The following is a 26,333-nucleotide window of genomic DNA, read 5'->3' as shown; positions in this document are numbered from 1 at the left end:
TCGCGCTCACTCGCTGCATCTTCTCGCCGCATTTCCTCACTGAAGGCAAATATAAAAATGATGCCCGCCACCCCACGCGTTCGCCTGCTGCCTCGCCGACTTGCCCGCCGCTACCGCGCTGCGATCTTCGCGGCCATGCTGCCGATGACGGTGCTCGCCAGCACACCGTACGCACATGCAGAGGAAAACGAGTCCGAGGCCCCTGCCGCGACTGCGGCTACGGCTGAGATCAAACCGGAGATCGTCGCCATTCCGATGCCCGGTGCAGGCACGTTCGGCAGCGACGTGTCGATGCGCGCCGAAGTCTACAAACCCAGCGGCACTGGCCCGTTCCCCGTCCTGATCTTCGAACATGGCCGCTCCGGCGATCCGTTGGTGCGCGCCAAGCTGGATCACCCGATTCTTCAGGGGCATGTGCGGTTCTGGCTCAGAAAAGGCTTCGCCATCGTCGCGCCGATTCGTGTCGGATATGGCGCCACGGGTGGCCCGGATCGGGAAAACTCCGGGGCATCGTTCGGCAATGCAGGGGAATGCAAGCGCCGCCCCGATTTCCGTCAACTCTGGAAGGTCACCTCCGAGGCGAATCTGGCGGCAGTGAATTGGACACGAGCACAACCGTGGGCCGACAAGGACCGCATCGTTCTGGAAGGCCGCTCGGTCGGTGGCTTCACGACGGTAGCAACGGCCGCCGCACGGCCGCCCGGTGTCGTCGCCTATATCAACTTTTCCGGCGGGGCCGGGGGCTCACCCGACAAGGCGCCGGGTCATAGCTGCGACCCCGAACAGATGAAGGCGATCTACGGCGAGATGGGCAAGACCACCACGATCCCCGGTCTATGGCTCTATGCGAAGAACGACCAGTACTGGGGACCGGACGCGCCGAAGGGCTGGTTCGACGCCTTCGCCGCTGGCGGCAGCCCGGTGCAGTTTGTCCACACCGACGATCTGCCCGGTCACGACGGCCACATGCTGCTCACCTACGGCGGCAAGATGTGGTCGGTGCCGCTCGATAAATTCCTGAAGCAAGTCGGGTTTTGAGTGAGTCCGCGACGAGCGCTCAGGCCCGCTGCCGGGTCTGGCGCTCATGCGGATCACTCGCGTGAATCACGCGCACTCGGAAGCGATGTGTCAGAAGCGATATGTCAGAAGCGATATGTCAGCTTCACCCAGCCATTACGCGGTGCACCATAGGTGTAGCCGTTGTAGCCGCCCAACCCTGCCCAATAACGCTTGTCGGTCACGTTGCCGAGATTGAGCGACACGCTCAACTGACGCGTCACGTCGTAGCGCGCCAGCAGATCGATCAGCGTGATGCCGCCCTGACGCGCCGTCAGCCCGCTGTACGTCTCCACATACGTGATCGCGCTCTGATAGCTCAGGCTGCCGCCGATCGTCACCTTGCTTAATACGCCCGGCAGTCGATACGTTGTCGCGATGCGCAGGAGTCGCTGCGGATACGTCGGATTGACCAGCGCGCCGGAACGGTCGCGCTTGGCGCTGTACGTATAGCCGGCCTGCACCTGCCAGCCCGGGAGCACCTGCCCCGCAACGGTCGCCTCGAAGCCTTGCGTCTTCGCACCGCTCACCGCCTTGTAGGCGGCGGTGCCGCCCGGCGTGAGCGTGCCGTCGGCCACGGCGAGGTTGTCTTCATACGTGCGGAAGATCGCCACGGCGGTGTTCAGGCGTCCACCGAAATGCTCGCCCTTCAGGCCCAGCTCGATGTTGTTGCCGCGCTTGGGCGCCAGCGTATTGCCCGAGGTGTCCTGCACCGTGTTCGGCGTGAAGATGCTCGTGTAACTCGAATACAGCGAGAAGTCCTCGCTGACATCGACCACCAACCCCGCGTACGGCGTGAACACGGCATTCTGTTCGATCGGCGCACCGGTCACCATGGCACCGTTCGTGCCGTTGTTCCAGTACCGCGCCCATGACGTGGCGCGATACCACGTGAAGCGCCCGCCGAGAATCACCGACACGCGATCGATCGGCTTGATCTGCGTCGCAGCGTAGATCGCCGTTTGCTGTGTCGTGCCGCCGAGCCGGTTGAGCGGATAGGCAAACGACGGCATGGCGATGCTGCCGAGATCGAGAATGTTGACCGGACGTCGATCGAACGCATTCGGCACCGCCGAATCGTTGCCGTAGTTGTAGTCGTTGTGATTGATGCTCGCCCCGAACGTGGCCTGATGCGTGCGCCCGAACAGGTGATACGGCCCCGTCGCGTAGACATCGAACGCCTTGTTGATGCCGTACGCCGGATTGCTCGCGAGCTGCATCGTGCCCATCTGCGTGTTGGCGTTGATGTTGGCCGGATACAGCCAGATATCGCCGCTGTAGCGCTCGCGCTGATTGCGCGTCCACGAGCCTTCCGCCTTGACCTTCCACCCCGAGTCGAAGCGATGATCGAGATCGACGAAGACGCGATCGGTCGTCATGTTCCACAGGCTCCACGGCGTGGAGGAATTGAACGAGCGCGGCAGGTTGGTCGCGGCACCCTTGCTGTAGAACAGCGGGCTCTGGCCGAAGTTGGCGCCGTGAATCTTGTTCTTCTGATACTCGTAGCCGACCGAGATCGTGGTGTTGTCGGTGACGTCGGCTTCGACAATGCCGTAGAACACGTCTTCGCGCGAGCGCTTGTCGTCCACGAAATTGTTGCCCGCCGTGTGCGAGCCGACCACGCGTGCGCGCAACGAGCCCGATTCGTTGAGCTTGCCGCCCACGTCGGCTTCGAGATCGTAGCGGCCCCACGATCCACCACCGGCGGTGACGTAGCCTGCGAACTCCTTGCCCGGGCGTTTGCGGACGAGATTGATCGCGCCGCCGGGATTGCCGACACCATTGAGCAGGCCGGCCGGCCCGCGAATCACGTCGATCCGGTCGTACATCACCATGCTCAGCAGATTGCGCATGCCGGCGATGGTGTCGTACGAGAGGGTCGGCACGCCGTCGATCATGGTGGCGAGATCAAAGCCACGCGACGAAAAGCTCGCCCGCTCGTCGAGCGTATCGACCACGATGCCGGGCGTTTGCCGCAGCACGTCGGTCAGCGACATGAGGTTTTGATCTTCGATCTGCTGGCGCGTGATGACCGTCATCGACTGCGGTGTTTCGCGCAGCGACAGATCCATGCGCGTTGCGCCATCGGTCACGCGTGTCGTGTACGAGCCGGTGCCCTCGGTCACACGTTGCGTACCGGCAGTGACGTTCGTCGCGGGTAACGCCACCGTATCCGCATGAATCGACACCGTGCGGCCCGAGATACTCACCGCGAGGCCCGAACCGGCCAGTGCCCGTGCGAGGGCGTCGCCCAGTGTCATACGGCCTTGCAGTGCCGGGGCGACCTTGCCGACAGCAAGGCTCGCGTCGTAGCCGATACCCACGCCCGACTGACGCGCCAGCGCGTCGATGGTGAGGGCGAGCGGTTGTGCGGGCAGCGTCAGGTCGAGCGGCATGGCGGCCACACTCGCGTTGGCGGCCGTGGGGGTCTGAGCACGGACCTCCGTCGGGAGCGAGGCCGCGCACAGGCAGGCGACAGCAATGCTGATGAGCGTGGCACGTTGCCAGACCTGACGGTCGCGGCGAAGGTCAATGGCGCGGGAATGCGGCAGCGTGGCCGAGCGTTTCGAGTTGGGCAAAGCGTGCAGATGTCTGGTCATTTCCGTGAGTCTTCTGTTGGCTTACCCGGTGAAGACGCACGAGAACGCAAAAGACAGACAAAAAGTTTTTGACTTAATGAAGTGCCGTGATGAGGGCCTGACCGTTCTCCCGGCGCACACGCACCGGCAGCATCGCGGGCAAGCCTTGGAGAAAGCCCGCCGGATCGGACACCGGGAACGTGCCCGTCAGTTGCAACGCGCGCAAGGTGGCGATATCGGCATCGGCAATGCGAATCTGCTGCGCCGGTTGCGACAGAAAGTCGTTCCACTGCGCGATGGCCTGCGGCAGCGGCGTGGCCTGAAAGACGAGCCACCCTTCGCGCCAGGCCCCCACACTCTGCGACGTGACGACTTGCGGTGAGCCGATGCCACGCGGCGTGGTTCCCACGGCTTGGCCCGCGCTCAGCGTGACGTCGGGGTCGCGATTCACATGGACCTCGCCGTCGGGCGAGCGCGCCCACACGGCGACGCGCCCGCGTGCGACCGCCACGTCCATGCCATCGTCGCGCAGCGCCACGGTGAAGACCGTGCCCAGCACGCGCACATTGCCGAACTGCGTGGCGACGCTGAGTGGCCGCGACGTATCGGGTTGCACGTCGAGATGCAGTCCGCCGCGCGAGAGTTGAAACTCGCGGCGGTTGCGGTAATAGGTGATCTGCACGTCGGTGTGCGGCGCGAGCGTCACGACGCTGCCATCGGGTAACGTATGCGGGCGCACTTCCCCTTTGCCGGTGCGCAGCGCCAGTGTCAGCGTCGGCTGCAACCATTGACGCCGTGCAGCGCCGCCGAACACGATCGCGAGCCCGCCAACGCCGAGCCACGTCAGCATCTGGCGGCGAGAGTGACGCGCTGCGCTATCGCTTCGCTTCGGCACGGCGACACGGTCGCGCAACGCGGTACCGTCGGTCTGTTCCCAATACGATTGCGCGATACCGGCAGCGGCATCGTGCACCGGGGCCTCGGCGCGCCAGTCGGCGAGTTCGCGGGCAGCAGCGGCGGCGTCATCGGCGTCGCCGTGATGCGTGCGTCCAATGAGCGAGAGCGCGTGGGCGATCTGGCGGCGAGACGGCTTCAACGCGCGCGAGTTGGGTGTGGTGGGCGTGGTGCCGGCAGAATCGGGAGTGCCGGGAGTGCCGGGAGTCCGGGTGGCGCGGGCGTTCATGGGCGGTAACTCACGCAATCCATGACGGCGCGCACGACGTGTTTGTCTATCGCTTCGAGGGACACCTGCATGTGGCCAGCCGCTTCGACATAGCTCATGCCGTGAATGCGCACGAGGATGAACGCGTCGCGGCGTTTGCGCGGCATGCGTTCCAGACGGCTGAGCAGCCGCTCGAGCTGCTGCCGGATATCCACGTGATGTTCGGCCGACGGCGCATGATCGGTGCCAATGAGCGCCAGCGTCTGGAGCATACGGGCTTCGGCATCATGGCGGCGCGCGTCGCTCACGATCAGGTGCTTTCCCGTGCGATAGAGCAAGGCGCGCCAGTCACGAATCTCCGTGCCGCGCGTCTGCAAGGCGAGCACCTTCGCATAGGCCTCTTGCACCAGGTCTTTCGCGTTGTCGCGATTGTTCAGCGACTTCGCGAAGAAATTGACCAGCTCGGTGTAGTAATGCGCAACCACGGCAGTCTTCCGGCAGCCCGCCGCATCCGCGCACGGAAAAGTTAAATGAGAATTACTCGCATTATGGCCGTGAGTGACAACGGGACGCAAGAAGGATTTTGGGGAATGGAACGAGACCGGCCGTGGCGTGGCCGGTTGTGACAAGGTATGCCGGTCTCCGAATCGACCTCAGGACTGCCGTTCGATGCGCACGGGACTTTCCGCTTCGCGGCGAATGCGCGCCAGCATGCGGCGCCGGATGAGGCCGCTGACCGGGCGGATGACATACCAGTACGGGGCGAACTTGCGCCAGACGGCAGGCGATGGGCAAAAGACGCGTGTTTCCGTCGTGAGGATGCTTTCTCCCCTGCCGTTCGTCTGCACGTCGAAGCCCATCACGAGTTGGCAGACGTCGTTGTTGTCGATGCCACGGAAGGCGTCCGCCGAGTGGATTTCCACCAATCCGTAATCGCTCTGCCAGAACGCGCCGATCAGACCGAAGGCCACGCTTTGGTCGGCGTCGCGGCCGAGGAACGTGAAGTCGCCGAGATCGAGCGGCGGCCGGTTTGAGCGGCCGAGCCACCGCGCGGGTGTTTCCCGGATCCGGATGGCCAACCGGACCAAGGGGTCGTCCTGCGCACGCTGGCGTTGCACGCAATCCAGAATGACAGCGGACGGCGCGCGAATGTCGATCGCGTGAGATTCACGAAAATCAAAGCGCGGCAGGAAGTCGTCGATCAGCATGGCGTCGGGGGGCGGGAGCGGTGCCCGCGTGAACGGCGTATCCTAGCACGGCCTTTTGAGCCTTCTTTTGGCCAGTTCGGCCCTCACCCCCTCTCAAAACTATCAAGTGCACGACGCGTCGACCACCCTCACTTCCCTCTTCTGGCATGACGACACACTGCGCAGTCGCCGCGTGAGCGGTGTTGTGCTGTCGGGTGTCGTTGACGTGCCGGCGCCGCCCGAGCGATTGGTCGCGGATTGGACGCGCGACATTTCGTCTCACATGGCATTGGCCGCCGGCGATGTCGAGCCGATGCCGCTCGCGCGGGCGCGCATGCGTTGGCCGGACTATTCTCAATGCGTGCAGGCAGCGTATGACTGGACGGCGTCGCAAGGGCTGCCGGGTTTGCTGTCGGCTAGCGATGTCGCGCTGATGGCGTGTCGCGGGGCGCGCTATCACCACGATGGCGAGCAGTACGGCGGCTTTGTGTTCTGCAACCTGTTCCTGAGCGACGACTGCGGACTGGACGTGCATTTCCCGTATGCCGGGAATGGCCGGGATGGCGGGTATCGCATTCCCCTGAAACGCGGCACGATGCTCGTGTTCGACACCTGTCAGCCGCATGCTGTCATCCGGCGAGATCACGACGGCTTTGATGAAGCCGATTTCGCGAACCCTGTGAACCCTGCGAACCCTGTGAATGCGCTGGCCGACGTGCAGATGTTCCTCACGTGGGAACTGCCGGTGGACGATAGCCGTGTCGTGCAGGCGCTAGGGATGGCCTTCGACGTGTTGCCGTCGAATTCGGCAATGCCGCAGGACGCACAGGTTCTCGCGAATAGCGCCGCCGCCGTGTTGTGTGCGAATTCCGGGCGATGGTTGCCGGTGTCGGATGCCGTGTCAGTGGATAGACCGGTAAGCCCCTAAGCAGGTAATTCCCCTCTGAAGTCCTCAATCGCAAGATCGTACAAGCCAGCCCCCTGTCGGCTGCGCTAGTCTTTCGCTCTCGCATTCCCACACGACGGGTTCCAAAGAGAAGACTGCGTGTTCGATGTCACGACGCGACGCCGCGGTTGGCGTCAGCGTTTTTGTAGAAGGAAGTGTAATGAGTGGTTTGTATTCGCCATCGGTCGCGGCGCAGGCGTCGCCGTTTCGCACCGAGTTGGCACGCGGCATGCGCGCGGCGCTGCCGGTGATGGTCGGTTTTATCCCTTTCGCGTTGGTGCTCGGGGCGCAAGCCGCCCAGAAGGGCTTGAGCGCCATCGAAGTGCCCCTGATGACCGGCCTCAACTTCGCGGGCGGCTCCGAGTTCACGGCGATCCGCATCTGGACATCGCCGCCGCATATCGCGCTGATCATCGCCATGTCGCTGCTCGTGAATGCGCGACACATTCTGATGGGTGCGGCGCTTGCGCCGCGTATGCGTCACGTACCGTTGCGGCGTGCGCTTGCCGCTCTCTTCCTGATGTGCGACGAGAGCTGGGCCATGGCGTTGGCCGATGCCGACGCGCGCGGCAAGGAGCGCATCAGCTTCGGGTATTACGTCGGCGCCGCGATCAATCTATGGCTGACGTGGGTGGCGTTCACGGCACTCGGTGCGGTGCTGGGTCCGGTGTTGGGCGATATCGAGAAGTACGGCTTCGACATGGCCTTCACGGCGGTGTTTGTGGTGCTGCTCAAGGGCATGTGGAAAGGCATGAAGGCCAGCCGTCCGTGGTTCGTGAGCCTCGTAGTGTCGGCGATCACGTATCTGCTGGTGCCCGGCGCTTGGTATGTCGCTGCGGGCACCTGTGCGGGGTTGATTGCGGCCGTCCTTCTGGAGAAGAAAGATGCTTGATGCGATGACGGTCCTGACCATCGTGTTGATGGCCGCGTCGACCTATGCGACGCGTATTGTCGGCTTTGTAGCGCTGCGTGATCGCACGTTGAGCCCGCGTATGCGAGCGATTATGGAGAGCGTGCCCGGCTGCGTGCTGATCTCGGTAATTGCGCCGGCCTTCGTGTCGCGTAACCCGGCCGATTTGGTCGCGCTCGCGGTGACGTTGCTGGTGGCGACGCGGTTTTCGTTGTTGCCGACGGTGGTGATCAGCGTGGTGGTGACTGGGGTGTTGCGGCAGGTGATTTGATTTCGTCGATTCGCGAGAGGTGCCTTTGACTTTGCTGACGTTGTCTCCGGGGGACTTGGACGGCCTGATCGTGCGGCCGCGCTGGCCTGCGCGTCAGGTGCATGTCGACGCACGGGCGCTGAGCAAGCTTCAGGCGATACAGCATGAATTACCGCCCGAGATCGCTTTGATTCTGACGCGAGGCTTTGAGCCGAAAGCTTCAAATCTCGGGTTCGCGCGGCGCCAGTTTCGTGCGTTGGGTATCGGTGTATTCCGCTTGCTCTACCCCGCACGACACAACGAACTCGCCGACATCTTTGGCAGCAACGGACATGATGTCGACGGCACACACGTCGACGTGTCTTTTCGTTTGCATGGCCGACGTGTACGAATGCTGCCGCTAGGTGTTTTTACACCGCCATCGTGGCAACGGCGTCGTATAGAACGTTGTGCTTCGGCGTTGGCGTTGGTGAAGTCAGCGCTCGTCAGCCAAGGGTTTTCGATTCATCACAATGAGACGGAGAGTCTGCAAATTCATTGTGATTTGGCTAGCTAGTGCTGGTCACGCTTCGGACCGCATTCACGAAGGCATCCAGCGCCGGCGTCTGTTGTGTCTCCGCGCGCGTCACTAATCCAACGGCTGGCATCGGCCACTCGTGTGACGCGTTCAGCATCGCAATGACGCCGAGCTTCGCATATTGAAGCGCAATTGGCCGAGGGAGGAATGCAAGCCAATCGGTGTCTTGCAGCATCTGTAGGTTCGCAAGCACCGACACGCATTCGACCTTGGGCACCGGCACTGGCATCGCAGCGTCGGTGAAGAATTGCCGGATCGATGTTCGCAACGGCGCATCGCCGCCCGGGAATATCCAGTCTGCCGATGCCAACATGGCCGCCGTGATGGTCTTGCGCCGAGCGATTGGATGACCGCTTCGCGCCACGATGCAAACGCTCTCGTCAAACAGCGCCTCTCTGCGAAAATGCGTCGCCGCTGTGCCGTCGCCCAGCCGGCAAATAACGCAATCGAGCTTGCCCTGCGCGAGCGCCCCCAGCATCCAGTCAAGCGATCCTTCATGAAACTCCGCCACCACGCGCGGGGCATCGTTTCCCAATTGCAGCAAGACCTTGCTCAACAGCGTCGGCATAGCGACCGGCATGATGCCGACGCGTACTTTGCCTAGCGCACCGTTGGCAATGAGTTCGAGATCGCTGCCGAGCTTCTGCATTTCTACCAACATGATGCGTGCCCGATCAATCACGATCTGGGTCGCCGCCGTCGGGCGCAAGCCACGTGGATGGCGCTCGAATAGTTGGGTGCCGAACAGCGTCTCCAATTCACGAAGCGATTTGCTCGCGGCGGGCTGCGTCATGTGAAGACGTGCCGCCGCGCGGTGAATGCTGAGCGTGTCCGCAAGCGTGACGAGCAACGCCAGATGCCGCGCCCGCAAGCGAGCGAGAAGATGTCCTTCTACGACTGATGGCATGGAATACCCCGATACCGGGAAGTTATCAGCACCTGAAAAGAAAGCATTACCGACGTACAGAAGCGCCGTGTAATTCTACCTACGCGAGATTTATCGACACATCAAAACGACCGGAGACCCGTATGAAGAACATGCTTCGAAAATGTGGAGCGATCGTAACGTTGCTATGCGCCGTTGGCTATGCACCATTGAGCACGGCAGCGATGAAGGTGACGCTTCTCGGCACGGGTACGCCGATTTTGAACATCGACCGGTTTGGTATCAGTGTGTTGGTCGAAGCGGGCTCGCAGAAACTGTTGTTCGATGCAGGACGTGGTGTCGCCATGCGCTTGCATCAGCAGCAGGTTCCGCTTCGCGACATCTCCGGCGTCTTCATCAGCTTACTGAATTCGGACCATATCACCGGACTGCCCGATCTCTATGCGACGGCACCACTGCCGACCGATGATGGCCGTTTAAAAACGCCCAGGCGTCTCTTTGGTCCAGCCGGGATAGAGAACGTCGCGCAAGGCATCGAACTCATGTTCAAGGATCAGAACCGGATGCGCATGCTGGAAGGTGAAGTAGTCGAACCGGCTACACACTTCACGACGACGCGGGTCGAGCCCGGGACCGTTTATGAAAAGGATGGGGTGAAGGTCACAGCCTTTTTGATCGAACACGGCCACGTCAAACCTGACTTCGGCTATCGCATCGAATACGACGGGCATGCGGTGGTCATTACCGATGACACGACGTATTCCGAAAACCTCGTCGTGCATTCGAAGCACGCAGACCTTATGGTGCAGAGTGTCGCAATCGGTAGTCGCGCTTTGGAGCGCGCAGCACCGGATTACGTCAATCACTTCTATGGCTATCTCGCCAGCCCGGAGAATGCTGGTCGAATTCTCGCGGAAACCCAGCCGAAACTCGCGGTCTTTGCTCACATCTCGCTTTATAGCCAACCGGGCATCCCGCGAGCAACCGTGGATGAATTGCGCGAGCGCGTTCAGGCAGCCTATCGCGGGAATTTTGTTATCGGTGAAGATTTGATGAGCTTCTCCATCGATGAGCGCGGCGTGACACAACTGCCCTACTCAGCGGAAATCCGGCACAAGGAGCCGGGCAGTCCCAATTTGCCGTAATTTCACGAAGCTCGTCGACATCGATCGATGCTTTGTGGTGCGCTTATCTCAATGGGTCGAAGTGTTTTCCGGCCCATTTTGATTGGGCGAACTCTGACTACGCGCCTTAAGCCACGCAATCAACTTCGCCGCCGGCATCGCTTTCGAGAAAAGCCAGCCTTGGCCGTATTCGACGCCCTTGCTCTTCAGGTACTCAACCTGAGCCTCGGTTTCGACACCTTCCGCCACGATGCCCAGGCCCAGTTCGTGTGCCATTTCAATGATGTGCGGCGCAACGACACTCGAAGCCGCCCCCTGCCCGATCGTGTCGACAAACGATTTGTCGATCTTCAGCACGTCGACGGTGAAGGATTGCAAGTAAGACAGGCTGGAATAGCCGGTGCCGAAGTCATCGATATACACAGGGTGACCGGCTTGCCGCAGCGCAGCGATGATCTTTCGTGCTGACTCGGCTTTGAGCAGACCGCGTTCGGTCGCCTCGATTCTGATTTGAGATGGATGGATGCCCGTGCCCGACAAGCTCGTATTCAGCTTTTTAATAAACCGGTCGGTTTGCAGATCCTCGCCTGCCACATTGATCGACACATAGAACGATGGCTGCGCTCGCAGCAATTCCTGAAGCTCCCGGACCGTCTTCTCGAGCACGAGATCCGTCAGCGGCTGGATAAGGTCGTTTTCCTCGGCGACGGCAACAAAAATATCCGGCGGGATATTCTGGCCGTTCAAATTCCAGCGAACGAGTGCTTCAGAACCGACGCAAACGCCGTCTTCAAGGCGCACGATCGGTTGGTAGTGCACCTCGATGTACCGGCGTGCGATGGCCCATTCGAGCGTGGCGGGGAATGAGACTTGGCGGGAGATTCGCTTATACGAAAGCCAGCCGATCAGTCCGCCTACGGCTACCCCAATAGCGAGCCAGACCGCGAGCAGCCCCGTCCAGTTGGCGATCAGCCCACTGCGAGGCGCTTTGACGACGACGCCAATGGGTCGCGACGACGAGCGGGCGACCGCGTAATGCCATGTGTCGCTCTTGATCTTGCCGCCACGCCGCCACGCGTTGAGCATGTCGTCGCTGTCGGCGCCATATGACATGGCGATGATGCTGTTGGTGTCGATGTTGACGGCGGCGATGGGACGTCGCGCGGGGTCGATGATGTCCACATACGATTGCGGATTGATCGACACGTAATTGCCGTCGCGCCCGAACTGAATGTCGTCGCGAACGTCGCTGATGGGGTTGCGCTGCCGGAGCCAGATGAGATATCCGTCGTTACTGCGCCAACTCGGTGCCGGTAGCACGTAGTGTTTGTCGCGCACGTCGCCAAGCAACGGGGAACAAAGGTATTGCGAGTCGCCGTAGGCGCCCGCGTCCTGAACATAGCCGTAGTTGAAGATGACGCGGGACGCTCGCGCAATGTAGGCGGGCGAACAGCGCGGTTCTATTCCCGAAGACAAATCGGCGATGGCGGCGAATGCCTGATAAGTGACCTGCTCGGCGCGCATGACCGCTTTCGCGGCAAACTGCTGGAGGTCTTCCTGCTCACGCTTTTGCGCGTCTTCACGCGCAATGTAGATGCTGGTCAGCACTGGCAGGACCGTGCCGACACAACCGAGCGCGATGGACGCCGAAATGAGCGACAGTCGTCTGAACATTCTGCAAGCCTCCCCCGAGATTCACACACCACCAGAAGCGGTATTCCCTCGAACGGCGACAAGGGTCAGGATGCCTGCTGCGACCCGTGACTTGGTCGCATACTAGCTGAAATTTGATAGGGGTGGGATTGCCGGATGTGGCGGGGAAATATTGCGGGAACGGAAACGGGCGCAGCAAAAGAAAAAGCCCTGACAAGTCAGGGCTTTTGAATTTTGGAGGCGGGAGTCGGAATCGAACCGGCGTTCACGGCTTTGCAGGCCGCTGCATGACCACTCTGCCATCCCGCCATCAGGTATGCCGCATTGTAACCACTCGCTGTCGCCATCGAGGGCGCCCTTCGGATCGATCGCCGTGGGCTTTTCGGCAAATAAAAAGGGAAGCCAGGCTTCCCTCTGGATTTGGAGCGGGAGACGAGTCTCGAACTCGCGACCTCAACCTTGGCAAGGTTGCGCTCTACCAACTGAGCTACTCCCGCATGACACCCGACATCAAGGATTCATTCACTCAATGTCCAGTGTGAAAACTGGAGCGGGAGACGAGTCTCGAACTCGCGACCTCAACCTTGGCAAGGTTGCGCTCTACCAACTGAGCTACTCCCGCATTTTCATGCGCACTACCAATCCACACTACTCAAAATTTCGCTGCCGGGCTAACGCCGTAGCAGCGAGAAGGAGATTATGTCCAAACGTCGATTCAGTGTCAAGCACCTGCACTGAAAATTTGTGAAGAATTTTCTCCCCCACCGCGCAAATCCCGCACTTTCAGTGATTTACGCTCACATCTCACCCCCGCCACGCTCCCGAATCTGCGGCCACGCGCGGCGCAAGTAATACAGCATCGACCACAAGGTGAGCACCGCCGCCACGTAAATCAGCCACGTACCCCAGAACCGCGAGTCGAAACGCAACCCGTTCCACACCACCGTGCCGTTGAACAGCAACAACGGAATCGCCACCATCTGCGCCGCCGTCTTGATCTTGCCCAACTGATGCACCGCCACGCTGCGCGACGCGCCAATCTGCGCCATCCACTCACGCAACGCCGAAATCGTGATCTCGCGGCCAATGATGATCAACGCCACCAACGCATTGATCCGCCCCATCTGCAACAACATCAACAGGGCCGCCGCCACCATCAGCTTGTCAGCCACCGGGTCCAGAAACGCCCCGAAGGCCGAGGTCTGGTTCCAGCGGCGCGCCAGAAACCCGTCAAACCAGTCGGTCAGCGCCGCCAGCACAAAGATCGCGCACGCCACCCAATTCATCTGGACCGGGGTCAGACAAGTCGTCGGCAAGTAGTAAACGCCAACCACAAGCGGGATCAGGACGATCCGAAGCCAGGTCAGGAATATGGGGACATTAAAAGGCATGGCAGCATGAGTTCGGCAAACGGCAGTCGACACACGGCGCACTCGGCAGCCGTACCAGACCCGCATTGTGCCGTGTATGCCCCGCAGCGACAAGGCCGAGGCACCGCTGCCCGGTTGACATATGCGTGACTGTGCCCCTATCTTGCTCGCAACCACCCGCCATTAGCTCCGATCTCGTGAAACTGCTCTGGTCGTCTCTGCCCACCCTGCGACGCCGTCTGCTGCCGCCGCACGTGATCATCAGCCTGCTGGTCGGCCTCAACGGGCTGCTGCTCGTCGCCTCCGTGCTGCTGCGCGTGCCCGGCAGCTTGCTCGTCGACCTTTTCGTGCGCGGCGATCTCTCGGCGCTGGAGCGCATCGAAGCCCGTCATCTGCCCCGCCTGCTCTTCGGCCTGAACGCCATCGAGCGCATCGACTTTTCTCACCTGCCCCGCGCGCTCGTCGGCCTCTCGCTCGTCGCCCTGGCCTGTGGGCTGGTCATCCGCGCACGCACCGCATGGGCTTTTTCGCTCGTGATGCTCACCCTCGCAGCGATCATCAACGTTCATCTCAACATCCGCTTCGATCTGACCTTCGCCCTGTCGATCGTCTGCGTCCTGCTGCTGCTCTGGTACTGGCGCGAATTCGATCGCGCAAGCTTCGCCGCCGCCACGCTCTACACGCTCGTCGCCGTGTTCGCCCTGATCGTGTATGCCACGTTCGGCACGATGTATCTCGGCGCCGAATTCGCCCCGCCCGTCACCGATCTGGCCACCGCCTTCTACTTCGCCATCGTCACGATGACGACCGTCGGGTACGGCGACATCGTGCCGCACTCAACCGACGCCCGGCTCTTCACGGCATCGGTCATCATCTTCGGGATCAGTGTGTTCGCGACGTCGCTCACGGTGGTCATCGGTCCGCTCGTCGGCGGCAATCTCAAGAAAATTCTCGCCGGGAGATTTACGCACGTGATCCGCAAACAACACTTCATCGTGGCCGGCGCGTCGCCGCTCGCCATCAACGTGCACCACGAACTCACCAAACGCGGCTGGCCCGTTACGGTCATCATCGCGAGCGGTGTGGATAATCCGTATCCGGAAGACGCCGACGTGATGCACGGCGACGCCAGCGACAACGCCGTGCTCACGCATGCCGGTATCGAACACGCGAAAGCCGTGCTCGCCCTGCGCGCCGACGACTCGGAGAACGCGTTCATCGTGCTCGCCGCCAAGGAAATCGCACCCACGGTGCGGACCATCGCGTCGGTCAACGACAGCAAGCACCTGAGCAAGCTCAAGCGCGTGCAGCCCGACATGATCTTCGCGCCCCCTGTCGTCGGCGGCGAGTTACTCGCGCGCACGCTCTCCGGCGAGACGGTCGACAACGATACGGTGATGCGCCTGCTGTTTCATGGCGATACCGATAAGTGAGGGGTGGCGATTGAAGCAGCGCCGCCGTCCGTGGACGCCCCCCGCGTCAGTGCAGTTGGCGGAATATCTGCTCGGCCAACGTCGTGGAAATGCCTTCCACGCTGGCGAGTTCGTCAACGCTTGCCGCGGCCACGCCTTGCAGACCGCCGAAACGCATCAGCAGGCGCTGACGGCGTTTTGCGCCAATGCCTTCGATCTCTTCGAGTCGTGACGTCTGGCGCGCCTTCGCCCGCTTGGCACGCATCCCCGTGATGGCGAAGCGGTGCGCCTCGTCGCGAATCTGCGCAATCAGCATCAACACCGCGCTCTCGCGCCCCAACTCCAGCGGTGCACGGCCATCGGCAAAGACCAGGGTCTCCAGCCCGACCTTGCGCCCTTCGCCCTTGGCAACACCGACCAGCCGGCCAATGTCGATACCCAACTCGACGAACACCTGCCGCGCCACTTCCACCTGTCCCTTGCCGCCGTCGATCAGTACCAGTTGCGGCAGATTGGCTTCAACATCGGAAACATCCGACGGTGCGGCCGCGTCTTTCACAATGGTGTCTGGCGTTACGCTGGTGTCTTGCGAATCAACAGACGACGACGTGTCGGGCATGACCGCCGTCTCGGCTTCGGCGCGTGCCACGTCGGCCGCAACGGACGACGGGTCCGCCGCATCGCTCACCTTCTCGGCAGCCGCTTCCATCAGACGGCCATAGCGCCGCGTGAGCACCTGACGCATCGCCGCGTAATCGTCACCCGGCGTAATCCCGGTGATGTTGTAGCGACGGTATTCGCTCGTTTGCATCTTGTGATGGTGGAACACCACGCACGACGCCTGCGTCGCCTCACCCTGTGTATGACTGATGTCGAAACACTCCACGCGCAGCAACGCCGCGTCGTCGATGTCGAGCCCGATCGTCTGCACCAGCTCACGCGTGCGCGCCTGCTGACTGCCCTGCTCGGTCAGCAAGCGCGTGAGCGCCAGTTGTGCGCCTTGCTCCGCCATGTCGAGCCATGCGCGGCGTTGGCCCTGCGGTTGACGCACCATGACGATACGGCGCCCGGCCTGCTCGGAAAGCACCGTCAGCAGTTCGTCGCTGGGTAACGCATGGCTCACGACCAGCACCGGCGGCACCGACTGCCCCAGATAGTGCTGCGCCACGAAGGCTTCCAGCAAACGTGATTCGAGCGATGCTGCCGGCGTGTCGGACGGCATGTCCGACACGATCTCCGGGGAGAGGGGCGATTCGGTGTTGGTGGCTTCGGTGCTGTCGCCCGCATCAACAGGTTGCGTCACTGCTTCTGGCACGACGTCGTCTTCGTCGAATTCGTCGGCGATGCCGCCCTCGACGCCTCGCTCCACGTGCGCCGGGAAGTACGCCTTGTCACCTAAATGACGGCCGCCGCGCACCATCGCGAGGTTCACACAAGCGCGGCCACCGGCGTAGGCGACGGCAAGAATATCGGCATCGACATCGCCCGCCGTTTCCACCGACTGTTGTTGCAATACGCCCGAAAGCGCCTGCATCTGATTACGTACGACGGCCGCCTGCTCGAACTTGAGCGCCTCGGCGTACGTCATCATCTTCGCTTCGAGAGCGCCGAGCACTTCCTTCTGGCGTCCGGAGAGGAACGCCGCGGCGTTGTTCACGTCGCGCGTGTAATCCTCGTCGTTGATCGCGCCAACGCACGGCGCGCTGCAACGCTCGATCTGATGCAACAGGCAGGGGCGCGTGCGGTTGGTGAACACCGAGTCTTCGCACGTGCGCAGTTGAAACACCTTTTGCAGAATCTGAATGCTCTCGCGCACCGCCCACGCGCTCGGGAACGGGCCGAAGTATTGCCCCCGGCGATCGACCGAACCCCGGTAGTACGCCATGCGCGGGTACTTATGCTGCGTGAGCTTGAGGAACGGATACGACTTGTCGTCGCGGAACAGGATGTTGTAACGCGGGTGCAGCGCCTTGATCAGGTTGTTTTCGAGCAGCAGCGCCTCGGCCTCGGACCGCGTGACCGTCGTTTCCAGCTTCGCAATGCGCGCCACCATCAACGCAATACGCGGCGAGAGCTGCGTCTTGTTGAAGTAGCTCGACACCCGCTTCTTCAGATTGCGCGCTTTGCCAACGTAGAGAACGTTGCCTGCGGCGTCGTAGTAACGATAAACGCCCGGCAGATTTGGCAACTGGGCGAGCACCTCGCGCGCGTCGAAAGCGGGAGTGTCATCGGCTTTAGCCTTCGAAACATCTTGCTCGGGCGCGGGCGCCTGCGCAGCCTTTGCCTCGGAGGCGGCTTTCGCTTTACGAGACTTGCGGGGTGGCGTGACGTCGTTGGCGTCTTCGGTCATGAACTCTGGGCATCTGAAGCGTCCTGCGAGCGAATCAAGCGGCGTTTGATTCGCCGTTGGCGTGAGCGCTGTCGCGGTGTCACGCGTCACAAGGACTAGAATCGCAAGTTTAGACCAATCCGCGTCGCCGCCTCGTAATGTCCCTGCCCACGCCTCACCTCGATTCGCCGCCCGCCGCTTTGCCCCTCGTGCCGCGCTGCGATCTCTTCTGTACCGTCGTCGACAATTTCGGCGACATCGGCGTGTGCTGGCGGCTCGCCCGGCAACTCGTACGCGAGCACGGCTGGTCGGTGCGGCTGTGGGTCGACGATCTGACGAGCTTCCGTTATCTGCGGCCCGACATCGATCCGACGCTGGCCCAGCAACGCTGTGACGGCGTCGACGTGCGGCATTGGGGTGCGGACTTCGGCCCCATCATCGAAGACAACGCCCCGGGCGATATCGTCATTGAAGCGTTTGCCTGCAACGTGCCCGACACCTACGTTCAGGCCATGCATGCGCGCAAACAAGGCGGACGCGCGCCCGTGTGGATCAATCTGGAATACCTTAGCGCCGAGGATTGGGTGGAAGACTGCCACTTGCAGCGCTCGATTCACCCGCAACTCGGCTTGATCAAGACGTTCTTCTTCCCCGGCTTCACGGCGCGCACTGGCGGCCTGGCGCGTGAGCGTGAGTTGTTCTCCCGGCGCGACGCTTTCTACGCTTCCCCCGAATTGCGGGACGGCTGGTGGCAACGCACGCTGGGGCGGGACGCCGCGCCGAAGGATGCCCTCGTCGTATCGCTATTTGCGTATGAGAATGCAGCACTTCCGGGCTTGCTGGCGCAATGGGCCGACAGCGCTACCCCAGTAGTGTGTCTGGTGCCACAAGGACGTATCGCCCCGGCGCTCGGCGCTTGGTTTGGGCGTGACGCGCTGGGCGCACGCGAGTCGGCTACCCGGGGTTCGTTGACGGTGTACGGTTTGCCGTTCGTCCCGCAGGCCGATTTCGATGCGCTGCTGTGGGCGTGCGATCTGAATTTTGTGCGGGGCGAAGACTCTTTCGTCCGGGCCCAATGGGCGGCGAAGCCGTTCGTCTGGCATATCTACCCGCAGGACGACAACGTTCACCACGTGAAGCTCGATGCGTTTCTGGGCCGATATCTGGCGGAGAACGCCGATCCAGCCACGGGCGACATTGCCCTGCCCCAGACTTCACGCGAAGCGCTGCGGACTTTCGTGCACCTCTGGAACGGCTATGCTCAGACGCCGCCCGACTGGCCCGCACTGGCCGCCGCCCTGCCGGCACTCACCGGCCATGCACGTGGCTGGGCGAGCCGGCAGGGGGCCCTGCCCGACCTTGCGCGACAGTTGGCAAGCTTCGTGGAAAATCAGGTAAAATAGCTGGTTTTTCAACGCTTTGCTGCTGAACCTGCTGCCCCGGACCATTCCGGGCGGGCGCGGGAATCAAGCGGCGAATGAGCGTATGGAAGCGCTCAACAAGCGGCAAATCGCTTATTTCGTCACAGGATCTCGTTTTTTATGAAAACCGCTCAAGAACTCCGCGTCGGCAACGTTGTCATGATCGATGGTCAGCCGAACGTCGTGCTGAAGACCGAATACGTCAAGTCGGGCCGGAACTCCAGCGTCGTGAAGTTGAAGTACAAGAAGCTGCTGGCCGAAGGCCGTGGCGAACTGTCGTACAAGGCTGACGACAAGTTCGACGTCGTCATGCTCGACAAGAAGGAAGTGACCTACTCGTACTTCGCCGACCCGATGTACGTGTTCATGGACACCGAATACAACCAGTACGAAGTCGAAGCCGAAAACATGGGCGACGCCATCAAGTATCTGGAAGACGGTCTGGCTTGCGAAATCGTGCTGTACGACGAAAAGGCCATCTCGGTCGAACTGCCGACCACGCTCGTGCGCAAGGTCGAGTACACCGAACCGGCCGTCAAGGGCGACACCTCGTCGGGCCGCGTGCTGAAGACCGCCAAGATCAACGATCTGCTCGAAATTCAAGTGCCGCTGTTCGTCAACACGGACGATCTGATCGAGATCGACACCCGTACCGACGAATACAAGAGCCGCGCTTAAGCGATTGCCACGCGCCTGTGCCATCTCCGGATGGCGCAGTGCGGTGTGCAACGCGGTAGCCACAAAAAAGCGCTCGCCCCTTCGGGGTCGAGCGCTTTTTGTTTGGGCGCGAAACTCGGACGCGGGAATTACCCGCCGAACGTCTCGGCAATCAGCCGCTTCGCCGCCTGATACTCCGGTTGCGCGAGCATCTTCTCCCAGCCATGCACCTTGCCGCGGCCCTTGAGATGCTTGATACGGCGTTGTGACACCGAGTCGATATCCGTCTTCATCTCGCGCAGCAAACGGTCGGCCTTCTCCGGGCTGTTGCAGATGAGCACCATGTCGCATCCGGCATCCAGCGCGGCGTGTGCGGCTGTGACGACGTCGCCTGCGGCGCTCGCGCCCTGCATCGACAAATCGTCACTGAAGATTACGCCGTCGAAGGCGTACTTGCCGCGCAAAATCTCCTTGAGCCACTTGGCGGAGAAGCCTGCCGGGTTCGGATCGACCTGCGGATAAATCACGTGCGCGGGCATCACCGCGGCGAGCGACATGCCGAGCCAATCGTAAGGTTGCGCATCGATCGAGAGAATCTCGTCGAGCGAGCGCTCGTCGACCGGAATCTCGTGGTGCGAGTCAGCCGCCACAAAACCATGCCCCGGGAAATGCTTGCCGCAGTTCGCCATGCCGGCGAGCAGCAGGCCGTGATTCAGACTCTTGGCGAGCATCGCCACGACACGCGGGTCGCTGTCGAAAGCCCGGTCGCCAATCACCTGCGACGTGCCGTAATCGAGATCGAGCACCGGCGTGAAACTCAGATCGATATCGCACGCGCGCAATTCGGCGGCGAGCACGTACCCGACCGCCGTCGTCACGCGCGTCGCCTTGAAGACGTCGTCGTGCCACAGCTTGCCGAGCTTGCCCATCGCGGGCAGATGCGTGAAGCCGTCAGTGCGAAAGCGCTGCACGCGCCCGCCTTCGTGGTCGACCGCAATCAGGATGTCGTCGCGCACTTCACGAATCTGCTGCGTGAGCGAGCACAGTTGCGCGCGGTCATCGAAATTGCGCGCGAACAGGATGACACCCCCGGTCAACGGGTGTTCGATGCGGCGAATGTCGTCTTGGCTAAGGGTCAATCCGACGACATCCAGCATCACCGGACCCGGCCTGCGCTTCGTCATTGCGTATTCTCCGATGCAATCTTGCGTGAAGCGATCGCGAACGCGACCGCATATTCTTTTTCGTCCGTGATCGAAATCTCGATCGACAGTTGCCGTGCGGCCAGCCACTCGGCCAGCTCGCCCGACGCCACCACCGCGGGCTTGCCCGAGGGTGCATTGAGCGTCTGCACGGCGCGCCACGTCATCGGCCAGCGCATGCCGAGGCCGATGGCCTTGGACACGGCTTCTTTCGCAGCAAAGCGCGTACACAAGTACGCGAGGCCGCGAACGGCAGACCGGTTCTGACGCGCGTGATAAACCTTGAGTTCCTCCGGTCCCAGCACTCGCTCGGCAAAGCGCCCGCCGGTGCGCTCCATCACGCCTACGACGCGGCTGATCTGGAGGATGTCGGTGCCCACGCCGTAGAGGGTGGTCGGCGTCGCTGGCGTCACTAACGTGGTTGCTGTGGCCGGTGCTGCGATCGATGGCGTCGGCGTAGCGTCTTGGCTAGCGCCGGGCGTATCGGATGCAGCGAGTCCGTCGGGCGGGGGCGTGTCCTGAATACTCATGGGAGCGGGTTAGGGTTCGCGTTTGCGTGAGTGTCGTAACCGTCAGCGAGCGCAGTCGTCCGGCCGCTCAGCCGCGCGCCGCGATGCGGCTGGCGACCATGATCGCTTTCATCTCGCGCACGGCATTTTCCCAACCGGCGAAGATGGCGTGCGCCACGATGGCATGCCCGATGTTCAACTCGCTGATGCCTTCGATGGCCGCAATGGGCTGCACGTTTTCGTAGTGCAGGCCGTGTCCGGCATTGACCCTCAAACCCAGCGATACACCGAGCGCGACCGCGCGTTCGATGCGGGCGAACTCGGCTTCCCGTTCGGTTTCGTCATGCGCTTCGGCGTAACGCCCGGTGTGCAGTTCGACCACCGGCGCGCCCATGCGAGCCGCCGCACGAATCGGTGCTTCCTCCGGATCGATGAACAACGACACGCGGCTGCCCGCCTCGCTGAGCCGTTGCGTGGCGGCCGCCACCTGATCGTAGAGCCCCACGACATCCAGCCCGCCTTCGGTGGTGAGCTCCTGACGGCTTTCGGGCACGAGGCACACATCGTGTGCCTTGACCTTGCAAGCGATGGCGAGCATTTCTTCCGTCACCGCGCATTCGAGGTTCATGCGCGTCTTGAGCAGACCGCGCAAATTCGTCACATCGTCGTCGCGAATATGACGACGGTCTTCGCGCAGGTGCAACGTGATGACATCCGCACCCGCCTCTTCGGCCAGCAACGCCGCCTTGATTGGGTCGGGATATGTCGTGCCACGCGCGTTGCGCACCGTTGCGACGTGATCGATATTCACCCCGAGGTCGATGGGGTTGCCGTGAAAGAAGAGGCTCATAGTTTTTGCAGGTCGAGCAGGATCTGCCGGGTATTGAGCGGCACGCCGCCCAAATGGTGGTTGAGAAGAAAGCGCATGAGCAGCTTGCTTTGCTGCACGGTCTGCGCACGCGTGTAATCGTCTTGCTCCATGTCGAGCAGCGTCTGGCCACTCACCACGGGCCAGTCAGACAACTCGTCGCCGCGCGCCGGCCGCACACCCCAGTCGGGGTGAAATACGTACTGACGCTCCGGCACCACTTTGCCGCGCGTCTGTGTGCATCGGTCGAACGCCACGGCATAACCGGTCTCACGCAACAGCACACGCTCGAAGGCGCGCAGGATGATGCCGGCCGGCTCGCCATGGGCGAGGTGGTGCAAGGTCGTCAGGTAATGCTGGAAGAGCTTGTCGTGCGGATCGTCACGCGCGCAAAACTTCACCAGGAGTTCGTTCAGGTAGAAACCGGAGAGCAGCGCGTCGCCTTCGAGCGGACGCAGCCCGCCCACCCATTCGGCCTTGGTCAGCGTGCGCAGTTCGCCCTTGCCAAGCCACGCCAGCGAGAGCGGTTGAAACGTTTGCAGCGCGCCACGCAGCGCCGAATGCGGACGCTTGGCCCCTTTGGCGACCAACGCGATACGGCCGTGATCACGCGTGAGCACGTCGATGATCAGGCTGGTTTCGCGATACGGGTAGCTGTGGAGCACGAAGCCCGGCTGCTCGGTGACACGACTTTGCTCGCGTTCCGCAGCACGCGCCGGTGAAGGCGCGCGGCGCACGCGTTTGGTGGCCTTGGCAGTCTTGTCAGTTTTGGCTGGCGGCGGGTCGGCATCGACCTTGCGCTTGCCAGTCACGTCGGCCTCGCGAAAGGCTTCCGACGCTTCGTCATCGACCACCCGCGTCGCGGCACTGGACGAGCGCGAGGAACGAGTAGGACGCGCCGGGCGGGCCGGCGGGGACGACTGAGACATCTGGGGCATCTGAGATGGGGATGCGGCCCGGGCAGCCGACGCCTTGCCGGCCGTCGGCGTCAGGTCGGCCGACGTAGCAATCTCGTCACGAGTCGTGTCGAGTTCACTCGTAGCCATACGCCCGCAGGCCGGCCTCATTGTCGGCCCAACCGCCCTTGACCTTGATCCAGACTTCCAGATACACGCGGCCGTCGAAGAGCTTCTCCATATCGATGCGCGCGTCGGTGGAAATCTGCTTGAGCTTCGCGCCCTTGTTGCCGATGATCATCGCCTTGTGGTTGTCGCGGTCGACCAGAATCGTCGCGAAAACGCGGCGCAGATTGCCTTCCGTTTCGAACTTGTCGATGATCACCGTGCTCGTGTACGGCAGTTCATCACCCGTCCAGCGGAACACTTTCTCGCGCAGGATTTCGGCCGCCATGAAGCGCTCGCTGCGATCGGTCAGATCGTCTTCACCGTAAATCGGCTCGCCTTCGAGCAGGTACGGACGAAGCACGCCGAGCAGACGCTTGATGTCGTCGGCACGCTTGGCCGAGAGCGGAATGATTTCACGGAAATCGCGCACGGCACCCACTTTTTGCAAGAACGGCAGCATCTCCGCGCGATCGGTAATACGGTCGAGCTTGTTGATGATCAGCAGCACCGGCACGTTGTCAGGCAGAAGCTTCATCACTTTCTCGTCGTCCGGGCCGAAATTGCCCGCTTCGATGACGAACAGCACGATATCCACGCTCGACAGCGTGGACGTGACCGCGCGGTTGAGCGAGCGGTTCAGTGCCGTGGCGTGACGTGTCTGGAAACCCGGGGTATCGACAAAGATGTACTGGGCGTCGTCCGTGGTGCAGATGCCGGTGATGCGGTGGCGCGTGGTCTGCGCCTTGCGTGAGGTGATGCTGATCTTTTGACCGACGAGGGCGTTAAGCAGCGTCGATTTGCCGACGTTCGGACGCCCGACGATCGCCACGGTCCCGCAGCGAAAATCCGTCTTATCGTTCATGTTTGGAAACTCTCGTGATAGGGGCGGCGCACTGCGCCCTCCCCTTGAATGGTACTCAGGCGGCTGCCGGTGGTTGCTTTGCAGCTTCGACCTTGTCTGCCGCTTTGTCTGCCGCTTTGTCTGCCGACTTGTCTGTCGCCTTGTCAGTCGCTTTATCTGTCGCTTTTTCCGCGGCCGGAATCGCGACACGCGCTGCACCATGACCATGCGCGGCGGTCATCGCCGGCACCGGAATGCTGGTGGCTTTCGCTTCCTTGGCATCCTTGGTGTCCTTGGCGTCTCTGGTGTCTTTCGGCACTTCCTTCGCCTGCGTCTCCGGCGATGGCGTACCCGCCGCCTGATCGGCCTTCTTCGCCTCCGACGCCGCGGCCTTCGCCGCACGTTTCTTGGCCGCCTTCGCGCTCTTCTCGGCCTTGGGCTTCGCGAGTGCCGGCATCTTCTGCACTTCTTCAAGCGCCTTCTTGGCCGCCGCTTGCTCGGCCGCACGGCGGCTCGCGCCTGCGCCACCCACCTTGATGTCGAGCTTCGGCACCGCGCATTCGACTTCGAATTGCTGGTTATGCGCCGCGCCGTGCGTGGCCGTCACCGTGTACTGAGGCAACGCGATCTTGTGACCTTGCAGGTACTCCTGCAATAACGTCTTCGCGTCCTTGCCGAGCGTTCTCGGATCGACGTGTTCGAGCACCGGCGTGTACAGACGTTCGATCACGGCGTACGCCGCTTCGAATCCGCCGTCGAGGTACATCGCGCCAAACAGGGCTTCAAGCGTGTCGGCCAGAATCGACGGACGGCGGAAACCACCGCTCTTGAGCTCACCCTCACCCAAGCGCAGAAATTCGGAAACGCCCAACACCTGCGCAATTTCGTACAACGACTGCTGCTTGACGAGATTGGCCCGCACACGCGACAGATCGCCTTCGTCGAGTTTGGGATAACGACGAAACAGAATGGCCGCAACGGAACAATTCAGAATGGAATCGCCGAGAAACTCCAGCCGCTCATTATTGGCGGCACTATGGCTACGATGCGTCAGTGCTTGGCAAAGCAATTCCGCATCGTGGAAGCGATACTGGAGGCGTTCTTCCAGTTGATTCAGTGATTGAGGCATGGCGCAAGTATAGCGCGACGCTCCCGCCCCGGCGCGCGTCGTCGCCAAGAAACGACGGGCGAAACCGCCGTCCGACGGGCTTTTCAGACTCGCGTGAGGACGGTGGCTCAGACAACGCCGGGGTGATTGCAGAGAGATTCCCCCGGCGACCCAAGCCAGCCGCATGATTAAATACAAAATCAGAAACAATAATGCGGAAATCAGCGATTTATCGCCAATTCCCGCATTAATACTTCAAGGCTTCCGGATCTCACCTCTCGGTGAATATCCGACGCACCTTCCAATTACTGGAAGCCGCCCAGACGCTTGAGGTTCGAGAAGTTCATCCAGATGAAGAACGCCCGGCCCACGATGTTCTGCTCGGGCACAAAGCCCCAGTAGCGGCTGTCCGCGCTGTTGTCGCGGTTATCGCCCATCATGAAGTAGTTGCCCGGCGGCACCTTGCAGATCACACCCTGACTGTTGTACTGGCAGTTCTGCTTGTTCGGGAAATCGTCGGCACCCATGATGTACGGCGGCACGTTCGGATCGTTCAGGATGCGATGCTTCACACCGCCCACCGTCTCTTCGAACTGCTTGTAGTAAGCAATGTGCTCGTCGTCGAAGAAGTCCGGCAGTGCCGTCTCCGGCACCGGCTCGCCGTTCACCGTGAGCTTCTTGTTCTCGTAGGCCACCACGTCGCCCGGCACACCGATCACACGCTTGATGTAGTCCATCGACTCATCTTTCGGGTAGCGGAACACGACCACGTCGCCACGCTTCGGCTCGCCCAGATCAATGACCTTCTTGTTGATCACCGGCAGGCGAATGCCGTAGTCGAACTTGTTCACGAGGATGAAGTCACCCACCAGCAGCGTCGGAATCATCGAGCCCGACGGGATCTTGAACGGCTCGACCACGAACGAGCGCAGCACGAACACCGCAAGAATCACCGGGAAGAAACTCGCCGAGTATTCGAGCCACCACGGCTGACGCAGCTTGTCGTCACGCACCTTGGCGCGCGCACTCGCGACTGCACCACCCTCCTGCACGCCAGAGCCCTGAATGCCGGACCCTTGCAATACAAGCTGCTGCTGATCGAATTGCGTCACCGCCTGCTGTGCTGCCCGGCGGCGCGCCGGTTGAAACACCAACTTGTCGGCCACCCAGGCCACCCCGGTAACCAGCACCAGGATCAAAAGAATCAGGGCGAAATTCATGC

The 26,333-nt window shown here is 61.9% G+C and carries 24 protein-coding genes and 3 tRNA genes; 9 read left to right on the top strand and 18 right to left on the bottom strand.

The genetic code is table 11. The features are described 5' to 3' along the window. Window positions 1-57 precede the first annotated feature (57 nt). On the top strand, window positions 58-1,038 hold the full coding sequence (locus CDV44_RS24500; protein ID WP_087691283.1) for a dienelactone hydrolase family protein: 981 nt from the start codon (window positions 58-60) through the stop codon (window positions 1,036-1,038). A 104-nt stretch (window positions 1,039-1,142) separates the two neighbouring features. Here the strand turns inward: CDV44_RS24500 and CDV44_RS24495 are convergent, their stop codons facing one another. The 4 genes from CDV44_RS24495 to CDV44_RS24480 form a co-directional block, all read right to left on the bottom strand. After that, window positions 1,143-3,656, bottom strand: a complete 2,514-nt coding sequence (locus CDV44_RS24495) for a TonB-dependent receptor (RefSeq protein ID WP_087691282.1) — start codon at window positions 3,654-3,656, stop codon at window positions 1,143-1,145. Between the two features lie 73 nt (window positions 3,657-3,729). Next, on the bottom strand, window positions 3,730-4,818 hold the full coding sequence (locus CDV44_RS24490) for a FecR family protein (RefSeq protein ID WP_087691281.1): 1,089 nt from the start codon (window positions 4,816-4,818) through the stop codon (window positions 3,730-3,732). Next, on the bottom strand, window positions 4,815-5,282 hold the full coding sequence (locus CDV44_RS24485) for a sigma-70 family RNA polymerase sigma factor (RefSeq protein ID WP_087691280.1): 468 nt from the start codon (window positions 5,280-5,282) through the stop codon (window positions 4,815-4,817). Before CDV44_RS24485 ends, CDV44_RS24490 begins: the two co-directional genes overlap by 4 nt. A 168-nt stretch (window positions 5,283-5,450) precedes the next feature. After that, the gene (locus CDV44_RS24480) at window positions 5,451-6,005 is read right to left on the bottom strand and encodes a hypothetical protein (protein ID WP_087691279.1); all 555 of its coding nucleotides are present in this window, start codon (window positions 6,003-6,005) and stop codon (window positions 5,451-5,453) included. A gap of 55 nt (window positions 6,006-6,060) precedes the next feature. On the opposite strand from CDV44_RS24480, the gene CDV44_RS24475 reads away from it, so the two are divergent. The 4 genes from CDV44_RS24475 (at window position 6,061) to CDV44_RS24460 (ending at window position 8,646) form a co-directional block, all read left to right on the top strand. Beyond that, window positions 6,061-6,912 carry a hypothetical protein gene (locus tag CDV44_RS24475; RefSeq protein ID WP_371328813.1) on the top strand — a complete coding sequence of 284 codons (852 nt, stop codon included), beginning with the start codon at window positions 6,061-6,063 and terminating at the stop codon, window positions 6,910-6,912. 178 nt (window positions 6,913-7,090) lie between these two features. Beyond that, window positions 7,091-7,822 (top strand): AzlC family ABC transporter permease, encoded by a 732-nt coding sequence (locus CDV44_RS24470; RefSeq protein ID WP_087691277.1) that lies wholly within the window; start codon window positions 7,091-7,093, stop codon window positions 7,820-7,822. After that, a complete protein-coding gene (locus CDV44_RS24465) occupies window positions 7,815-8,111 on the top strand; it encodes an AzlD family protein (protein WP_087691276.1) in 297 nt (98 codons plus the stop codon). Before CDV44_RS24470 ends, CDV44_RS24465 begins: the two co-directional genes overlap by 8 nt. Before the next feature lie 25 nt (window positions 8,112-8,136). Further along, window positions 8,137-8,646 carry a hypothetical protein gene (locus tag CDV44_RS24460; RefSeq protein ID WP_249277704.1) on the top strand — a complete coding sequence of 170 codons (510 nt, stop codon included), beginning with the start codon at window positions 8,137-8,139 and terminating at the stop codon, window positions 8,644-8,646. Here CDV44_RS24460 and CDV44_RS24455 read toward each other — a convergent pair. Then, complete coding sequence (locus CDV44_RS24455; RefSeq protein WP_087691275.1) at window positions 8,639-9,574, bottom strand: LysR family transcriptional regulator; 936 nt, start codon at window positions 9,572-9,574, stop codon at window positions 8,639-8,641. The two genes, CDV44_RS24460 and CDV44_RS24455, sit on opposite strands and share 8 nt — an antisense overlap. Before the next feature lie 122 nt (window positions 9,575-9,696). On the opposite strand from CDV44_RS24455, the gene CDV44_RS24450 reads away from it, so the two are divergent. Beyond that, window positions 9,697-10,698 carry an MBL fold metallo-hydrolase gene (locus CDV44_RS24450; protein WP_087691274.1) on the top strand — a complete coding sequence of 334 codons (1,002 nt, stop codon included), beginning with the start codon at window positions 9,697-9,699 and terminating at the stop codon, window positions 10,696-10,698. Between the two features lie 48 nt (window positions 10,699-10,746). On the opposite strand, the gene CDV44_RS24445 is transcribed toward CDV44_RS24450, so the two are convergent. The 5 genes from CDV44_RS24445 to pgsA form a co-directional block, all read right to left on the bottom strand. Further along, the gene (locus tag CDV44_RS24445) at window positions 10,747-12,351 is read right to left on the bottom strand and encodes an EAL domain-containing protein (RefSeq protein WP_087691273.1); all 1,605 of its coding nucleotides are present in this window, start codon (window positions 12,349-12,351) and stop codon (window positions 10,747-10,749) included. Between the two features lie 214 nt (window positions 12,352-12,565). Then, window positions 12,566-12,639: transfer RNA gene (locus CDV44_RS24440), tRNA-Cys, on the bottom strand. A 112-nt stretch (window positions 12,640-12,751) separates the two neighbouring features. Beyond that, a tRNA-Gly gene (locus CDV44_RS24435) sits at window positions 12,752-12,827 on the bottom strand. A gap of 49 nt (window positions 12,828-12,876) precedes the next feature. Continuing rightward, window positions 12,877-12,952: transfer RNA gene (locus CDV44_RS24430), tRNA-Gly, on the bottom strand. A gap of 175 nt (window positions 12,953-13,127) precedes the next feature. Further along, the gene (gene pgsA, locus CDV44_RS24425) at window positions 13,128-13,721 is read right to left on the bottom strand and encodes a CDP-diacylglycerol--glycerol-3-phosphate 3-phosphatidyltransferase (protein ID WP_058375934.1); all 594 of its coding nucleotides are present in this window, start codon (window positions 13,719-13,721) and stop codon (window positions 13,128-13,130) included. Window positions 13,722-13,897: 176 nt separating this feature from the next. On the opposite strand from pgsA, the gene kch reads away from it, so the two are divergent. Next, window positions 13,898-15,133, top strand: a complete 1,236-nt coding sequence (gene kch, locus CDV44_RS24420) for a voltage-gated potassium channel protein (protein ID WP_249277702.1) — start codon at window positions 13,898-13,900, stop codon at window positions 15,131-15,133. Between the two features lie 46 nt (window positions 15,134-15,179). Here kch and uvrC read toward each other — a convergent pair whose 3' ends face one another. Then, entirely contained in the window at window positions 15,180-17,312 is a 2,133-nt protein-coding gene (uvrC, locus tag CDV44_RS24415; protein WP_371328818.1) for an excinuclease ABC subunit UvrC, read from the bottom strand. Between the two features lie 287 nt (window positions 17,313-17,599). Here uvrC and earP point away from each other — a divergent pair, with 287 nt between their 5' ends. Both earP and efp read left to right on the top strand, forming a co-directional pair. Further along, on the top strand, window positions 17,600-18,844 hold the full coding sequence (earP, locus tag CDV44_RS24410) for an elongation factor P maturation arginine rhamnosyltransferase EarP (RefSeq protein WP_087691271.1): 1,245 nt from the start codon (window positions 17,600-17,602) through the stop codon (window positions 18,842-18,844). Window positions 18,845-18,982: 138 nt separating this feature from the next. Next, window positions 18,983-19,540 carry an elongation factor P gene (efp, locus tag CDV44_RS24405; protein ID WP_087691270.1) on the top strand — a complete coding sequence of 186 codons (558 nt, stop codon included), beginning with the start codon at window positions 18,983-18,985 and terminating at the stop codon, window positions 19,538-19,540. A gap of 128 nt (window positions 19,541-19,668) precedes the next feature. On the opposite strand, the gene nagZ is transcribed toward efp, so the two are convergent. The 7 genes from nagZ to lepB all read right to left on the bottom strand — a co-directional run bounded on the left by nagZ (window position 19,669) and on the right by lepB (window position 26,331). Next, on the bottom strand, window positions 19,669-20,703 hold the full coding sequence (gene nagZ / locus CDV44_RS24400; protein WP_087691269.1) for a beta-N-acetylhexosaminidase: 1,035 nt from the start codon (window positions 20,701-20,703) through the stop codon (window positions 19,669-19,671). Beyond that, window positions 20,700-21,134, bottom strand: coding sequence for a holo-ACP synthase (gene acpS / locus CDV44_RS24395; RefSeq protein ID WP_087691516.1), 435 nt, complete (start codon window positions 21,132-21,134; stop codon window positions 20,700-20,702). Before acpS ends, nagZ begins: the two co-directional genes overlap by 4 nt. Window positions 21,135-21,318: 184 nt before the next feature. Then, complete coding sequence (gene pdxJ / locus CDV44_RS24390; RefSeq protein ID WP_087691268.1) at window positions 21,319-22,080, bottom strand: pyridoxine 5'-phosphate synthase; 762 nt, start codon at window positions 22,078-22,080, stop codon at window positions 21,319-21,321. Further along, the gene (gene recO, locus CDV44_RS24385; protein ID WP_249277728.1) at window positions 22,077-23,036 is read right to left on the bottom strand and encodes a DNA repair protein RecO; all 960 of its coding nucleotides are present in this window, start codon (window positions 23,034-23,036) and stop codon (window positions 22,077-22,079) included. The genes pdxJ and recO overlap by 4 nt, the downstream gene beginning before the upstream one ends. 94 nt (window positions 23,037-23,130) lie before the next feature. Beyond that, on the bottom strand, window positions 23,131-24,024 hold the full coding sequence (gene era, locus CDV44_RS24380) for a GTPase Era (protein WP_058375940.1): 894 nt from the start codon (window positions 24,022-24,024) through the stop codon (window positions 23,131-23,133). A gap of 55 nt (window positions 24,025-24,079) precedes the next feature. Further along, window positions 24,080-25,132, bottom strand: a complete 1,053-nt coding sequence (rnc, locus tag CDV44_RS24375) for a ribonuclease III (protein ID WP_087691267.1) — start codon at window positions 25,130-25,132, stop codon at window positions 24,080-24,082. A 284-nt stretch (window positions 25,133-25,416) separates the two neighbouring features. Then, entirely contained in the window at window positions 25,417-26,331 is a 915-nt protein-coding gene (gene lepB / locus CDV44_RS24370; protein WP_058375941.1) for a signal peptidase I, read from the bottom strand. Between the last annotated feature and the right edge of the window lie 2 nt (window positions 26,332-26,333).

Source organism: Pandoraea sp. PE-S2R-1, from assembly GCF_002179865.1.
GTDB lineage: Bacteria > Pseudomonadota > Gammaproteobacteria > Burkholderiales > Burkholderiaceae > Pandoraea.
This window is presented reverse-complemented; position numbering and strand designations above follow the sequence as displayed.

Bases quoted from the DNA above. Each gene is read 5' to 3' on its own strand.
- CDV44_RS24500 (WP_087691283.1), top strand. From the start codon at position 58: ATGATGCCCGCCACCCCACGCGTTCGCCTGCTGCCTCGCCGACTTGCC.
- CDV44_RS24495 (WP_087691282.1), bottom strand. From the start codon at position 3,656: ATGACCAGACATCTGCACGCTTTGCCCAACTCGAAACGCTCGGCCACG.
- CDV44_RS24490 (WP_087691281.1), bottom strand. From the start codon at position 4,818: ATGAACGCCCGCGCCACCCGGACTCCCGGCACTCCCGGCACTCCCGAT.
- CDV44_RS24480 (WP_087691279.1), bottom strand. From the start codon at position 6,005: ATGCTGATCGACGACTTCCTGCCGCGCTTTGATTTTCGTGAATCTCAC.
- CDV44_RS24470 (WP_087691277.1), top strand. From the start codon at position 7,091: ATGAGTGGTTTGTATTCGCCATCGGTCGCGGCGCAGGCGTCGCCGTTT.
- CDV44_RS24465 (WP_087691276.1), top strand. From the start codon at position 7,815: ATGCTTGATGCGATGACGGTCCTGACCATCGTGTTGATGGCCGCGTCG.
- CDV44_RS24455 (WP_087691275.1), bottom strand. From the start codon at position 9,574: ATGCCATCAGTCGTAGAAGGACATCTTCTCGCTCGCTTGCGGGCGCGG.
- CDV44_RS24450 (WP_087691274.1), top strand. From the start codon at position 9,697: ATGAAGAACATGCTTCGAAAATGTGGAGCGATCGTAACGTTGCTATGC.
- CDV44_RS24445 (WP_087691273.1), bottom strand. From the start codon at position 12,351: ATGTTCAGACGACTGTCGCTCATTTCGGCGTCCATCGCGCTCGGTTGT.
- pgsA (WP_058375934.1), bottom strand. From the start codon at position 13,721: ATGCCTTTTAATGTCCCCATATTCCTGACCTGGCTTCGGATCGTCCTG.
- earP (WP_087691271.1), top strand. From the start codon at position 17,600: ATGTCCCTGCCCACGCCTCACCTCGATTCGCCGCCCGCCGCTTTGCCC.
- efp (WP_087691270.1), top strand. From the start codon at position 18,983: ATGAAAACCGCTCAAGAACTCCGCGTCGGCAACGTTGTCATGATCGAT.
- nagZ (WP_087691269.1), bottom strand. From the start codon at position 20,703: ATGACGAAGCGCAGGCCGGGTCCGGTGATGCTGGATGTCGTCGGATTG.
- pdxJ (WP_087691268.1), bottom strand. From the start codon at position 22,080: ATGAGCCTCTTCTTTCACGGCAACCCCATCGACCTCGGGGTGAATATC.
- recO (WP_249277728.1), bottom strand. From the start codon at position 23,036: ATGCCCCAGATGTCTCAGTCGTCCCCGCCGGCCCGCCCGGCGCGTCCT.
- era (WP_058375940.1), bottom strand. From the start codon at position 24,024: ATGAACGATAAGACGGATTTTCGCTGCGGGACCGTGGCGATCGTCGGG.
- rnc (WP_087691267.1), bottom strand. From the start codon at position 25,132: ATGCCTCAATCACTGAATCAACTGGAAGAACGCCTCCAGTATCGCTTC.
- lepB (WP_058375941.1), bottom strand. From the start codon at position 26,331: ATGAATTTCGCCCTGATTCTTTTGATCCTGGTGCTGGTTACCGGGGTG.